Origin of the sequence: Advenella kashmirensis WT001, from assembly GCF_000219915.2 — a bacterium.
In the GTDB taxonomy this organism is placed as follows: domain Bacteria; phylum Pseudomonadota; class Gammaproteobacteria; order Burkholderiales; family Burkholderiaceae_B; genus Advenella; species Advenella kashmirensis.
The window spans coordinates 716,942-730,975 of sequence record NC_017964.1 but is presented as its reverse complement, the minus strand read 5'-3'; the positions used below and the strand labels follow the sequence as shown (position 1 = coordinate 730,975).

Annotated in this window: 6 protein-coding genes and 4 pseudogenes; 3 read left to right on the top strand and 7 right to left on the bottom strand. The window is 55.9% G+C overall.

Annotation, left to right across the window (positions count from 1 at the left end):
- Position 1: 1 nt before the first annotated feature.
- The 5 genes and pseudogenes from tssM (TKWG_RS03445) to tssJ all read right to left on the bottom strand — a co-directional run bounded on the left by tssM (TKWG_RS03445) (position 2) and on the right by tssJ (position 6,809).
- Complete coding sequence (gene tssM, locus TKWG_RS03445; RefSeq protein WP_264300270.1) at positions 2-2,287, bottom strand: type VI secretion system membrane subunit TssM; 2,286 nt, start codon at positions 2,285-2,287, stop codon at positions 2-4.
- Positions 2,254-3,611: pseudogene (gene tssM / locus TKWG_RS25735) on the bottom strand (type VI secretion system membrane subunit TssM). Before tssM (TKWG_RS25735) ends, tssM (TKWG_RS03445) begins: the two are co-directional and overlap by 34 nt.
- A complete protein-coding gene (locus tag TKWG_RS03440; RefSeq protein WP_014749486.1) occupies positions 3,608-4,921 on the bottom strand; it encodes a DotU family type VI secretion system protein in 1,314 nt (437 codons plus the stop codon). The pseudogene tssM (TKWG_RS25735) and the gene TKWG_RS03440 overlap by 4 nt, the downstream one beginning before the upstream one ends.
- Positions 4,922-5,004: 83 nt before the next feature.
- A pseudogene (gene tssK, locus TKWG_RS03435) lies at positions 5,005-6,230 on the bottom strand (type VI secretion system baseplate subunit TssK); the annotation flags it as partial.
- Positions 6,231-6,281: 51 nt separating this feature from the next.
- A complete protein-coding gene (gene tssJ / locus TKWG_RS03430; RefSeq protein WP_014749485.1) occupies positions 6,282-6,809 on the bottom strand; it encodes a type VI secretion system lipoprotein TssJ in 528 nt (175 codons plus the stop codon).
- Positions 6,810-7,355: 546 nt separating this feature from the next.
- Here tssJ and TKWG_RS03425 point away from each other — a divergent pair.
- A complete protein-coding gene (locus tag TKWG_RS03425; RefSeq protein WP_171815112.1) occupies positions 7,356-7,826 on the top strand; it encodes a TssQ family T6SS-associated lipoprotein in 471 nt (156 codons plus the stop codon).
- A gap of 58 nt (positions 7,827-7,884) precedes the next feature.
- On the top strand, positions 7,885-8,961 hold the full coding sequence (locus TKWG_RS03420; protein WP_014749483.1) for an FHA domain-containing protein: 1,077 nt from the start codon (positions 7,885-7,887) through the stop codon (positions 8,959-8,961).
- Between the two features lie 140 nt (positions 8,962-9,101).
- Here the strand turns inward: TKWG_RS03420 and tssH are convergent.
- A pseudogene (tssH, locus tag TKWG_RS03415) lies at positions 9,102-11,728 on the bottom strand (type VI secretion system ATPase TssH).
- Between the two features lie 201 nt (positions 11,729-11,929).
- A pseudogene (locus TKWG_RS03410) lies at positions 11,930-12,656 on the bottom strand (class I SAM-dependent methyltransferase).
- A 222-nt stretch (positions 12,657-12,878) separates the two neighbouring features.
- Here TKWG_RS03410 and tssG point away from each other — a divergent pair.
- Positions 12,879-13,913 carry a type VI secretion system baseplate subunit TssG gene (tssG, locus tag TKWG_RS03405; protein WP_014749482.1) on the top strand — a complete coding sequence of 345 codons (1,035 nt, stop codon included), beginning with the start codon at positions 12,879-12,881 and terminating at the stop codon, positions 13,911-13,913.
- Positions 13,914-14,034: the final 121 nt, after the last annotated feature.

Here is a 14,034-nt window from a genome sequence, read left to right as displayed (position 1 = left end):
TCTAACCCTTCCCCGGACATCGGAAACTGCGCATATCACTCAGGCGAAACGGACTCTTGGCCGAATAGGCGGCAAACTCCAGGGTCACCCGACGACCACCGATATTGAAGGTGGCGATCGTCACTTCCGGCGAGCGCCCCTGACGCTGGCTGGCACGGTCCAGCAAACGGTTCAGCGCCCAGGGCCCTGACGCAGAAATGCCCGAGGTGCCGATTTGCGGTTGCAGACTGATCGTAACCTGGTTGCTGCCCTGCTTACCGGGCCACTCCATGGTCGTACCCACCTGGGGACCATGGGCGTATGTCAGCGTCTGTCCGTCCACTTCCATTACCATCTGCGTAATCTCCGGATCCATATCGATCGGACGAACCGCAACCTTGAATGAAGGCTCTAATTTTCCGGCCGCAAAATAGACATCACGAATGACCGCTGCCTTTTCAAAGGAGTCCAGAAAGCCTGCAACGCCCCCTTTGCTGCCATCAATACCGGGCTTGAAGCGCCATTTCCCACCGCTCATATCGACCAGGCTAGACAGATTTTCGCGGAAAAACTGGTCCATCATCTGCTGGGGACCGAAGAAACGCGCAAAGTCATTAGGCGCCACATCCTTGGATGAATTGCCAAACGGATAGCGGCCTGCAATCGAACGGCGACAGAAATTGCCGAGCACTGCATTCACATCTTCGCCCACCTTTTCCTGACGAACCCCAGCCACTTGTCGTGAAGCGGTAACCGACAGGTCTGTCAGCACGCCGCCGACCGCAGGTGGCACCCGCCCTGCTTCGGCCTGCAGCTTGGTCAGGACATCTGCCGGTGGCAGCGGACTCTGGCTACGCAAGGCGGTATCGGCCGCAGTCAGATAGGTATAGAGCTCATTGAGCAGCCCGGTCGTACCCTCAATTGGCGGAGGCACGCCCTGTCCGGCACTGCGGGCCAGTTCACGATACTGCACAAAATGGTTATCGACAATTTTTTCCAGCTTCTCCTGGGTCGCATCTCTGCGTATCGGATTGTCTATCCCTGTTGCGCCGAACATGGACTCGAGCGATTGGGTCGAGCCGGTCACCCGTTCCCGCGCCCGATCGATCAGCGAGCGCTGATTCTCTTCATCCTCGCGCAGCAGCGTGGTCTCCAGGGCAACCCCTTTGACAAACTTGACCAGCGGTGAATTGGACGAGGACAGGCTGCGGGCTATCTCTATGCTCTGCAGCATGGTTTGGGGTTTGCGTACCGACACATCGGCCAGATAGTTGTCCCAGTACTGCACGTAGTCGTCAAAGTATCTTTTTTTTACATCCTCGAACAGCTTGCGATTGCTGCCGTCGGCAAAGCTGCCTGCCTTGACCTCCAGCACCCAGGTATCGTCCTCGCGCAATTGCGTGGCGACATTTTCCACGCTCTTGCTAAAGACGTTCCAATAACCGTTATAGGTATACAGCCCGGGGATCCCCTCATTAAGGGGTTTGCCGCTTTTGCGAAAAAAAACCGCAGAGGCTTCGGCACCACCCAGTGTAATAAATGTGCTTTGCGTCAGGCTCTGGCCCGACAACAGGCGCAGCATGCGGCTGTACACCCGTTCGGACAGCGCATGGCGATCAAGATTGCCGCGCACCCGTTCGATCAGCGCATCATTCTTGGGAAACGGCGAAGACATCACGCCGTTGTTGAACAACCGGTTGATATGCAGCTTGAGCTGATCATAATCCTGTGTGGTGTAGCCGGCAGGCAGAATTTTCTGCATATCGGACAGCACCCATGATTGCAGAAACGACGGATCATAATGCTCGGTATCGTACATCATCAGATAGGCGCGCAAGGCCTCGTATGAGTATTCCAGATCGTCCGGCGGTGCGTTTTCCAGCGCATTTTCAATCCGTCGCGACACTTGCGGCAACAGGACTTGCTTGATTGTCTCATCGTAAATACTATTGGCCGCCGCAGCAATTTTGCTGCCTTGATACAAACCAAAAGTATTCCAGACTGGCGGACTCTCAACCGGGAAGTCTTTGCCATTGGGCAGTTCGGTCGTCGCATTCATGAACGGCACCAGACCCAGCACATCGCCCGATTCGGTAATCTTGATGTCCCGGCTCAGTTGATTAAAGCCCGGCAGCTTGTCACCTACGTGCGTAAGATAATTACGATTGTTCCGATAGCTGTTGAGCCATGCCAGCAGGCAAATGGCCAGAACAGCAGTCAGCAGCACATAGCCACCCCACTGGATCGTGCGATAGCGGCGTTCCCATTTCAGGTTCAGGCCGGCCAGCATGGACTCGGGAAAGACCACGTCCTTGAGCAGATTATGCAGAAAGTAGCTTTTACCCGTTTCCAGCGGAATGCTGATCCCTGTTCCCGGATGCCTTCGATTTTCAGGTATTTCTTAAGCTGACCCGTGACCTGATCAAATGTCTGGCCACCCTGCGTACCACTGGTGAAATAAATGCCGCGGGGAATCACTACCGATTCAAACTTGGAACTGGAAAAGACATCGCTCAGGAAATGCCCCAGCACCTGGCGCAGGCCGGCAAACTGTTGCGGCAGCAGATAGGCCAGAGCCGTCGGGTTTCGTCCGGCTCGGCAGCCAGCACATCCGGCAGCGCTTCGTACAGCCGTTTCTGCAGCAGTTCGTACTCGGCGTCATAGGCAGTCATCAGCTTGAAGTCCGGCTTTTGCGCCTGTTCATACGGAATCGTAAAACCCCAGATCTGATCCAGTTCCTGCCGACTGAAAGTTGCAAAATATTCTTCGAACCCGGAAAGCAAATCCGTTTTGGTGACCAGTACATACACCGGAAAATGAATGCCCAATTCTTCACGCAGCTCCTGCAACCGACGGCGCAGCACAGCGGCGTGCGCCACCCGTTCCGTGTCGGTCGCACTCAGCAGGTCGGCCACGCTCACCGTCAGCATCACACCGTTGATCGGCTGGCGACCGCGATACTTGGTCAGCAGGTTCAGAAACCCTTTCCACTCCTGCTCATCGCCAGTCGGATCGCTTTCATGTGTGGTATAGCGGCCTGCCGTATCCAGCAACACGGCCTCATCGGTAAACCACCAATCACAATTGCGGGTGCCGCCAATGCCCTTGAGGGCCACTTTGCCGAAACGGTCCGCCAGGGGGAAATTCAAACCTGAATTGACCAGTGCAGTGGTTTTTCCCGAGCCCGGCGCACCAATAAACACATACCAGGGCAATTGATACAAATACTGCTTGGAAAAGCGCGCCAGCGGCGACTTGTTCTCGCCGGCTTCGAAACGCGAATTGCGCAACAGTGTAATGGCCTCGTCGAACCGTTCGGACAGGACCTTGATCTCGGCGCGCTCGGCTTCGGGCATTGCCTTGAGTTCGGCTTCGGGCCTGGGCTTGCGCAATTGACCCAGCAGTTGCGCGTTCAGCCGCCCTTCACGCCACTTGCGCCAGATAATGCGCAGCAGCCAGATGCCCCAGATCGTGCCGATCACCCAAAGACGCACTTCCTGGGAATCGAGCAAATACCAGTTATTGACCGACAGGCTCGGGCCCACCGTCCAGATCAGGAACGAGATGACCAGCAGTCCGAGAAAAACCCACAGACCACGACTGAAAAGAAAACTGAAGAAGCGGCTGATCATCGGTTCGCTCCCCGCTCGGGCATGGCAGACGGATCAGCCGGGGCAGACGAGCCCGGCGCAACAGGCGAAACAAGCAAAGTGATCTCCACGCGCCGATTGCGCGCCCGGTTTTCCGGCGTATCGTTCGGCGCCACCGGATCAGCCTCTCCACGGCCCTCGGCACGTACTCGCAATTTATTGTTCAGGCGTTCATCCAGCAGCTTTTTAACGGCATCGGCACGGGCCTGGGACAGCTCCCAATTGGACGGGTATTTAATGGTTTTGATCGGTACATTATCACTATATCCGGTGACCAGGATATTGCCCTGTACCGCATTGAGCGCATCGGCCACGCGTGAGAGCACAGGCAGATATTGGGAGCGAATGGCATCGGCGCCGGATTCGAACAAACCGTCGCCGCGCAGCACAATCACGCTGCGATCGGCCTCATCACGCACAGTCAGCAAATTCTCGCGTATTTCAGGTGCAAGAAACGGCGCAATCCTGTCGGTTTTGACCGGCTCGCGCTTGATCTGCGGCGCGCTGATCTGTACCGTTGGCGGTTTGATTTTAATGACATCTGCAAACAGTTTGTCCGAACGGTCGCCCAGGCTCCACTGCAGGCCAAGGAACGACAGAAAACCCAGCGCAGCGGCCAGCACGGCAAATACCCACAAGGGAATCGGCAGGCGCCGCACCTTGTTTAAAATGGGCGCGTCCTGCCAGTGTGGAGACAGTGCAGCGGCATATTGGCCACGCGCGTTGCGCAAGATAAGCAACAGGCGCTGGCGCAATGTTTCCAGTTGCGAGCGACCGTTGTCCACCACCCGATAGCGGCCTTCGAAGCCCAGCACCAGGCAATAGTAAAGCAGTTCCAGCAGGTCAATGTGCTGCGCCGGATTCTGCGACAGCTTGGCCAGCAGCTGGAAGAATTTTTCTCCACCCCAGGTCTCGTTATGAAAGGTGACCAGCAGGCTATTGGCAGACCACATCCCGCCACCACCCCAGGGCGTGAGCGCCGCCGCTTCATCCAGCGCCGTGCACAGGCAATAACGCGCGCCAAGAATCGTCTCGTTGCGTATGCCTGCGTGCTGCGCACGCAATTCGAACTGACGCACTTCATCGACCAGGTGTTCACGCAATTGGGTGGGCGACGGATGCGAGCGGGTATTGCGAATTTGCGGAATCAGCACCAGCAGCGGATTGGCCGCGGCAACCAGCGTATTTGAACCGCTAATGACATAGTCATCGGGCCGCAATTTGCCAGCATCGGGCATTGCGGTGGAGTTTGCCCAGGGACCGATCGGCGTCCCCGCGAAGTTTTCTGCCATGTTTATCTGTCCCGATCCTCTCTGACCGCCCAGAACTCAAGTGTCAGCCCCGGAAAGTCCCCAGCCAGATGCAACGCCAGCGCGCCGGTGCGTTCCAGTTGTGTCCACATATCTCCGGTTTTTTCCAGAGAAAAATAAATATGCCCCGCGCTGTACGGCAACTGACGCGGTACATTGGTGACCGGCTTGAGCGACACGCCCGGCAACTGCAGATGCACCAGATCGCGGATACGCTCGACCGGTCCCAATTTGACCTGTGCCGGAAAACGGGTCCGCGTAAGCTCAGCCGGCATATCGGCATGAACGGCAATAATAAATTCGGCAGACTGCAACAGGTGCGGGTCGGTGATCTGCCCACCCGCAGCCCCTGACCTTTGTCGTGCAGCGGTATGCGAATGGCCTGCTCTTCCAGAATGGTGGTCAGCGCCCGGCGCAGCACTTGCATCAGCGGTTCAAAGCTAAGCCGCAAATTATCGTGTACGTAAGCGGGGAACGTTTCCATTCGTTTTCCCGTGCCGGTAAAGGTGGCCAGGTCGCTGGCCAGCATCAGAAAGTCATGAAAAATGCGCTCCGGATGCACATTGCCAAGCGTGATCATATGCCATAAGGCGCCACGATAGCGATTGATGGTTTCCAGTATAAGGAACTCCGAGACTTCGGCAACACCGCCACGCCCCGGCTGATTCAGACGTGTCGCCAGCAGTTCACTGCGGGCATTGAGCAGTCCGAAGAGTTCCCGGATAAAGCTGGTCAGGGCAAAACTCACATTGCTCGACAGGACCGGCGCGATATAAGTGAAGTCAAGAACGACCTTATTGTCGGCGCTGCGTTCGGTAATCCAGGCCAGCGGCATGCCGATCCACTCATCACCGAAATCGGATTCCAGCATCAGCCGAAAACGCAATCGTCCGACCTGCACCACCGCTGTTCCAAGAGACACTTCACAGGTGTCGACAACTTCATCTTCAATGACGCTATAGCGCGCCAGAGAGTCGGGCGTCTCTTCGAACACAACGTCTTCGGCGCCTTCGCGTACTCGCGGGATCGCCAGGTATACCCGTTTGTCCAGCGTGCCGGCCGGCACTTCCAGGGCAAAGGGCGCAGACTCGGCGTCAAAGCTGAACGGCGTGCCATCGGGAAACAGGCCCGTGGCCTTTTTCAGCGCCACCTTGCCCAGCGCCAGGGCATCAACATCAATATCCAGGTCCTGAAACCCCCAGAACACGCTTGTGATACTTTCGATGCGTACTCGCAGGTTGTGTTCCAGATATCGTTCGAACTGCTGAAAATGATGGGGGCGAAGAAACATCCCCTCTGACCAGACTACTTTATCTTTTATGCTCATAAAACAATCTGCAATTTATTTTGGTTCTGTTTTGTTGACGTTGACAGCGGCTCTCTGCACATCGATGCGAATACGCTTTTCGTCAGGAGAGAACTGCCAGAATTTGTAGAAATTGGTCGTCTCGGCTTCGGGCAGATCTACTACCAGGCGCCATTGACTGTTGTTCAGATCGCGGTACGAGGCAACAATGCCCAGCGCCTTGGCCTGGGTGCTTCCCGATGCCTTGATTTCTTCAGTACTGCCCGGCTTGATGATACGGGAATTGACTTCAAGCATCTGATCGCCAAGTACTGCGCGCGGGTCCTTCATAAGGGCAAAATAGTCTGCCGTATCAAAAGCATTGGTGGACTTCAGTTCATAGACAGTAACCTTAACCGGCGAAGGTTTGCCCGAGGCATTAGGGTTTACCTGACTATCAGCATTTAACTCTACGATATAGGGGACAGCCATTTTGGATTCGGTAGATGCGCATCCGGCCAGCACACCGGCGGCAATCAGGCCGACCGTCCCCAGCTTCATGATCTTGTTATAAATAAATGTCATTTGCCATGTCCTCATTCAAATAGCGTGCAAGTGCCTGATCATGAACCGCATATTAGCCACTATAAGCCGCAATAGCCGCCTTAAAGGCGCAGTTTACAAGAGCATTTGCGCCCGCCAGTCCTGTCTGTCAGCGCCTGCACGCCCGACAAATCCGTCAATTTGCATTGTGTTTGTGACAGACCAAAACATCAAGCACAAAAACCTATACTCTTACTGAAATTGACTAATATGTAGTTAAATTAAACAGTATTTTTCCAAAGTTACTTATACGTTACATAATTTACGTTTCTTAAGCACGACGCTGTCGATTTAACATGTTATTGTCATCTACAGGTATTAATATATTTGGTACACAGTCCTGTTGCCTTAAACACTCCAATGAGGGACATTTCCTTCGCAGAAATGGCAGCACAGTGACTGATCTGCAGTTGCAATTGCATTTGTCATCCGCCGTAATAAAACGGTATATTTCATTTGCATTAACAGGCTATGTCAAACAGCATTATTAAATATTTCTATTACATCAACATGTCTCAATTCAAAAAAATGAACGCTTCACGTGTATTTCTGCTGTCCGGTGTACTTGCTGCTGGTGTCCTGACGTCGGCGTGCTCCCTGTGGAGCAGCTCCGATTCCACTGCACTGTCCTCATCTGAAGAAGTACAGATTCGGCCGATACGTGAAAGTTTTATGGCAGGACAATACGACGCGGTCATTACGCAAGTAACGAACACGCCGGCACTGAGCACCGGCTCGGTTCCGCTGCACACGACGGCACTCAAGTACAAGGCATTCAGCGAGTGCCTGACAGAAGCCAAGCGTAGTTGCGCCAGCACTTTTGAACAAATTCTGACATTGAATCCCAATTTCACATTGCTTCCCGCCGAGAAATCACACCCGTCATGGGGACCGGTTTTTGAGGGAGTCCAGGCAGAGCATCAGCCTAGCAAAACAACAAATCCGGGCACCACACCGGCTGGCGGCAGCATTACGCCCATCCGTCCTCTGACAAAGTAGGCCGGCGCGGCACGACGGGGACGCCACAACCGTCTCCAGTCAAGGAGCAGAACCCATCATGAAACTGACCGTACAACATCTGCACAATGCCACCACGTTTACCTGTCAGTTGCAGCCGCCCGGCGGCACGATTGGCCGTGGCCAGCAGAATGATCTGAACCTGCCCGACCCGTCGGGCGAGCTAAGCACCCTGCAAGCGATTGTTCGCATGCAGGAAGCAGGCGGTGCTGGCACAGTACTCAATATGAGCAGCATGAGCCGCGTTGCAGTCAACGACACGCCACTCGGACTGTCCCAGGAAGCCAGTGTTCACAAAGGCGACCGGATTACCGTGGGTGATTATCTGATTGTCGTTGACGGACCGCCTGCCTCTGAACCGGCCGCCATAGACGACACTGCCCTGAGCGCAACCCCTTACGATACGGCGGCATTTGCCGGCACGGCTGCAGCTGCAGGGGCGACGACAGCGGCCCGTGCCTTTCCGGGGGCAACGCCCGCTACTGCCGACATTGACGAGCAACTGCCCACCTGGCATCCGGCCTATCAGGCTCCCGTCGAGCAGGCCGCCGGCGCAGCACAACCTGATCTCTATCCTGAAGAACACCCGCTGGGCACGCCCATTAACAGGATGCCGCCCCCGGCGCCCGTACCCAACACCACGGTCGCACCCCTGGGAGACAACACGACGATATCGCATGCGGCGCCGGAAAAGGCAAATGCGGCCCAGCCCCCCGATGCGGGCAACACTCCGCCAGCAGCGCCTGTGCCGGAAGAAAACCCCGACGACATTTTCAAGGATCTGCTCAGCGGTCCTGGTGTACTGCCGGTGGGCGGCAGCGCTGCCGATGAACGACATCCATTTGACATGGAATCGGCCACCAATCGCAATCATCATAATCCCGTAGAACTGCTCAGGCCGGAAGGCATGCATCATCCATCCATCGATGGAGACCCACTGGATGCGCTGCCTAACGACGGCGCAGACAAAGATCGCTACACCATATTCAGCGACGACAGTCCGACTACCCTGAACAAAGATACCGCCCTGGACAGTCACAAGCAGGATAATATTCTTGATACACTGCAGCGCGCAGTGCATTCCGGATACAAAGACAAAGACCCGGACAAAAAATAACACGCCCGGCAACGATAAGATGCCTGGCAAGACATCCCGTCGACAGATGCGCCACCGTCCGGATCGAATCCTCAAAAAAATGCCCGCTGCAATTTAATGAGCGGGCATTTCTTCAATCTTCATTGCAACTGAATTGATTTTCAGCTGTATTGATAGACAAACTCGCCGTCCTGCGCATCCAGGGACAACCGGGCCAAACTGCGGCCTTCGATGGTGCTCATCAGAATTTCCTGGCTCACTTTAGGCAATACCGTATTGGTTAGAATCGCATCCACCATCCGCCCGCCGGATTCCACTTCAGTACAGCGTCCAACGATCTGCGAGACTGCAGCGTCAGTAACCTCAAAATCAATATTGTGATTTTGCTGCAGACGTACCTTGATACGATCCAGTTGCAGACGCACGATGCGACCCAGCATCTCATCCGATAGCGGCAGATATGGCACCACCACCAGTCGACCCAGCAGCGCCGCAGGAAATACGCCCAGCAGGGGCTCACGCAAGGCGCCGGTCAGCCCTTCGGCATCGGGCATCAAATCAGGATCCTTGCACAGATCCACAATACGATCCGTCCCGACATTGGAGGTCAGAATAATCACGGTGTTTTTGAAGTCGATATAGCGCCCTTCCCCGTCTTCCATCCAGCCCTTGTCGAATACCTGAAAGAAAATTTCATGCACATCGGCGTGCGCCTTCTCAACCTCATCGAGCAGGACCACGCTATAGGGGCGGCGCCGCACCGCTTCGGTCAGCACACCGCCTTCGCCATAACCAACATAGCCGGGTGGTGCTCCCTTAAGCGTGGAAACGGTATGTGCTTCCTGGAACTCGCTCATATTAATGGAGATCAGATTCTGCTCGCCGCCATAAAGCGTTTCAGCCAGCGCCAGCGCCGTCTCGGTCTTGCCCACGCCACTGGGGCCGCAAAGCAGGAACACCCCTACCGGCTTATTTGGATCGGTAAGACGGGCACGGGACGTCTGGATACGGCGCGTGATGGCATCCAGCCCATCACGCTGGCCAATAACGCGTTTTTCCAGCGAGTCGGACAACTGTAATACCGAACTGGCCTCGTCCTTGACCATTCGGCCCACAGGAATGCCCGTCCAGTCTGCCACGACAGCGGCAACGGCATTGGCGTCCACCGACGGAAAAATCAGGGCGTTTCGCCCTGCTGGGTTTCCAGTTGCTGCTGCACCTGCCGCAGCGCGGTCAGGGTGTCGTTGCGCAGTTGCTCGCTGGTATCCTCATCACGTAATATCTGGCGCAACTCAAACAGCCGGGCGGCCAGCTCCTGCTCGGTCCGCCAGTTATCTTCCAGATGGCCCAGCTTGTCACGCGCGACCTCCAGGTCGCTGTCGATGTTAGCGATGCGTGCCTCGCTGCCGACACCGACCTGCAATTCCCGCTGCGCAATATCGCGCTCGATCTGCAGATGCTCTATGCGCCGCCGACAATCCTCTACGGCTGGCGGCTGGGCGTGCTGGCTGACCGCCACACGGGCGCACGCCGTATCCAGCAGCGCCACTGCCTTGTCGGGAAGCTGGCGCGCCGGAATATAGCGGTGCGACAGTCGCACGGCGGCATCAATCGCTTCATCCAGAAGCAGCACCTGATGGTGCGACTCCAGCCTGCCGGCCAGGCCACGCAACATAATCAGCGCGCGGGCTTCGGCCGGTTCGTGCACCTGCACCACCTGAAAGCGGCGCGTCAGGGCGGGGTCTTTTTCTATGTACTTCTTATACTCGGCCCAGGTCGTAGCGCCGATGGTACGCAATTGACCGCGCGCCAGCGCGGGTTTGAGCAGATTGGCCGCATCGCCCGTGCCAGCAGCACCGCCTGCGCCAATCAAGGTATGGATTTCGTCTATAAACAGTACAATCGGCTTTTCACTGGCCTGCACTTCGTCTATGACCTGACGCAGTCGCGATTCAAATTCACCCTTCATGCTCGCGCCGGCAGACAACAGCCCGATATCCAGTAAATACAGCGACACCTCGCGCAGCGAAGGCGGAACGTCGCCGCTGGCCAGCCGCAGCGCCAATCCTTCAACCACAGCGGTTTTGCCGACACCGGCTTCGCCGGTGAGCAATGGATTGTTCTGACGACGGCGCATCAGGATATCGACAATCTGCCGGATTTCTTCATCACGACCGGATACCGGATCAATTTCATTGTTACGCGCCCGGGCGGTCATGTCTACCGCGTACTGTGCCAACGCAGACCTGCCGCTGGCCCCGGTAGCAGGCGCTGCTGCGCCACCATCTGACAAGGCAGCGCTATCCTGCTGCTCGACAGAGTCCTTGACGATAGCCGGCAGATGGTCGGCCAGTACATCCGGCGTGATTTTCTTGAACTCTGATGAAATACCATAGAGCACATTGCGCAGAGAATGGGTCTTGAGAATGCCCAGAATCAGATGCGCGCTGCGGATCCGCGCTTCGCCATACTTGAGCGAACCATATACCCAGGCACGTTCGGCCGCGTTATCCAGGTGCTCCGACAAATCGGAAACCGAGGAAGCGCCACGCGGCAGTTCGTCCAGGGTGGCGACAATGCCGCGCTCCAGCTGATCGGGATTGAGTTCGAAATAACGAATTATTTTCTGCAGATCACTGTCATGCTCATGCATGATCTGATGAAGCCAGTGCACCAGTTCCACATGAGGGTTACCGCGAAGTTTACAAAATGCTGTGGCGCCTTCCAGTGCGCGGTACAGCAGGGTGTCAAGTTTTCCAAAAAGATCGCTGCGATTAATTTCAGACATAGTTGTTTATTTTGCTTGCTGTCATTTGTGAATGGGAAAGCGTAGCCGAAAGATATGACCTGCCTGTGAAAATGATGTCCTGTATGTTACGTGTATCCGTGAAGGTTTTCGAACTCTAAAGTTTTGCCAAATGTAAACGCGCCGATCCGGCCTGCGTATTGAGCACCCTAAGACAAGAAATGGCTTTGTCCGCAGCAACCGTTACGCTGTCGCCGACACAATCAGCATCATAGGACGTTCCAGCTCCTCTGCCAGTTGCGGTAGTTGCTCAATCTGTTGGGCAGTGGGTGCGAACTCCTGCACGACCTGAATGCGAAAACCCGCAGCAATCAGGCATTCAACGTTGTGCCGATTGTCCGGTGGTACTTCAATACGCCGGTGGCGAACCAGTCTGTGCGGCGCTCGCCCTCCCGGGCGTATCCGTTGACCGGCCAGGTTTTACGGCCCTGCTCATCACTAATCCAATGAGCGGCGGCGGCGGCCATGAAGATCGGATGCTCAATCGAGAAGACCAGATGCCCGCCAGGTTGCAGGCACTTGTGATCTGGCGCGCAAGGCGATCAAAATCCTGCACATAGTGAAAGGTCAATGCACTGTAGGCAATATCGAAGCTAGCCCGAGCAAGCGTCAGGGTGTCCAGATCGGCGATTCGATATTCAATAGCGGCATCTGCAGTCTCTGCCCGCGCGCGCTGGATCATGTTCCGCGATAGGTCCAGCCCCAATACCGAGGCCGCCCCCTGCTGGCGAAACCAGCGTGCGGTCCAGCCAAAGCCGCAACCGAGATCGACAACCTGTTTGCCGGTCGGATCAGGCAAGAGCGCCCGGATCGCTGGCCATTCCGGCGCCCCTTCCAGGCCAAGGACCTGCCTGGGCAATTGAACGTAGCCAGCGAAAAAACCAGGATTATCGTAAATATTCTGTGCCATTTATCCCTCAAACGCATTGGGGCGAGACGCTGATGCGCTTGCCGCCCGCGCCCGGGCAGTAGCATACATCTGCCAAACCTGCAGATAGCGCCTTGTTCTCCGTATCTGATATCCTCAGGGCGGTCACCTTACACAATATTAAGCTTTCGGGTACACTGGCTGCAACCGCCATGTCATTTCATCACGCTATCTTATACACCTTTTGACGGGTACCACAACCGCATGGATACACCTTCGGATCCTGTAACCCCGGCCAATACGCTGCCGCCGGACTTCTGGCAGAAGCTTGAAGCAGACCCGTATCGCTTCGGCCTGTATCATGTATTGCGCTGGCTGGACGCCCGCAGCGGCACACGCAAGCCGCTGGGCCGCGATTCGCTGCCCTCGCGCGAACCGGTGCGGCTGCGCCAGGAACCGTCCATGGCGTTCGCGCCATCCACCATTTGTGATGTCGACCGTGATAAAGACGGTCCGCCCGTTGTTTCCATTCTGAGCTACGGGCTGTTTGGTCCTAACGGCCCATTACCCTTGCATCTGACCGAATACGTGCGCGAGCGGATCGTACATCATCGGGACCACACACTCTCGGCCTTTGCCGATATTTTCCATCATCGCCTGATTGCACTTTTTTACCGGGCCTGGGCAGATGCGCAAAGCACAGTCAGCCTGGATCGTCCCGAAGAAAATTTCAGTCGTCATGTTGCCAGCCTGATCAATCAGGGGCAGGATTCGTTGAAACAGCGTGACTCCATCATGGATCACGCCAAGTATTTTTTTGCCGGCCACCTGGTGCGCCAGACACGCAATCCGGAAGGCATTATCCAAATACTGAGAACCTTCTTCAACATCAACGTCAGCCTAAAGGAATTTGTGCCGCAATGGATCCAATTGCACCCATCGCAGCAGCTGGGTCTCAATGGCAGCATGGGACTGGGCCAGGATACGATTCTGGGCAGCTCCGTGCGCGATGCACAGCATAAATTTCGCCTTTCGCTGGGCCCGCTTACGCGCTCTGAATTTGATCAATTCATGCCCGGCACACGCCAGGCAAAGCAACTGACCCACTGGCTGCGCCATTATGTGGGGATCGAGTTGAACTGGGATGCGGAGATCGTACTCAGAAAAGAAGACATCAAGGGCATTCGTCTGGGGCAAGCCTCGCCGCTGGGACTGGGTACGTGGATGGGGTTGCGGCCAGACAGCGCCGGCGACGCGCGCGATGTCGTTATTGATTACGAATTGCGCGAAAAGCTATAAATTTCTTTTAGCGGGCCGGCCAGAACAGCTCACCGGCATGGTTGCCAGGGCCAGCTCTTTGAAGAGCCAGGTTATGGCGCAGCGCACAGCCCAAATCGGAGAACCGGGTTGATTTTAAGGT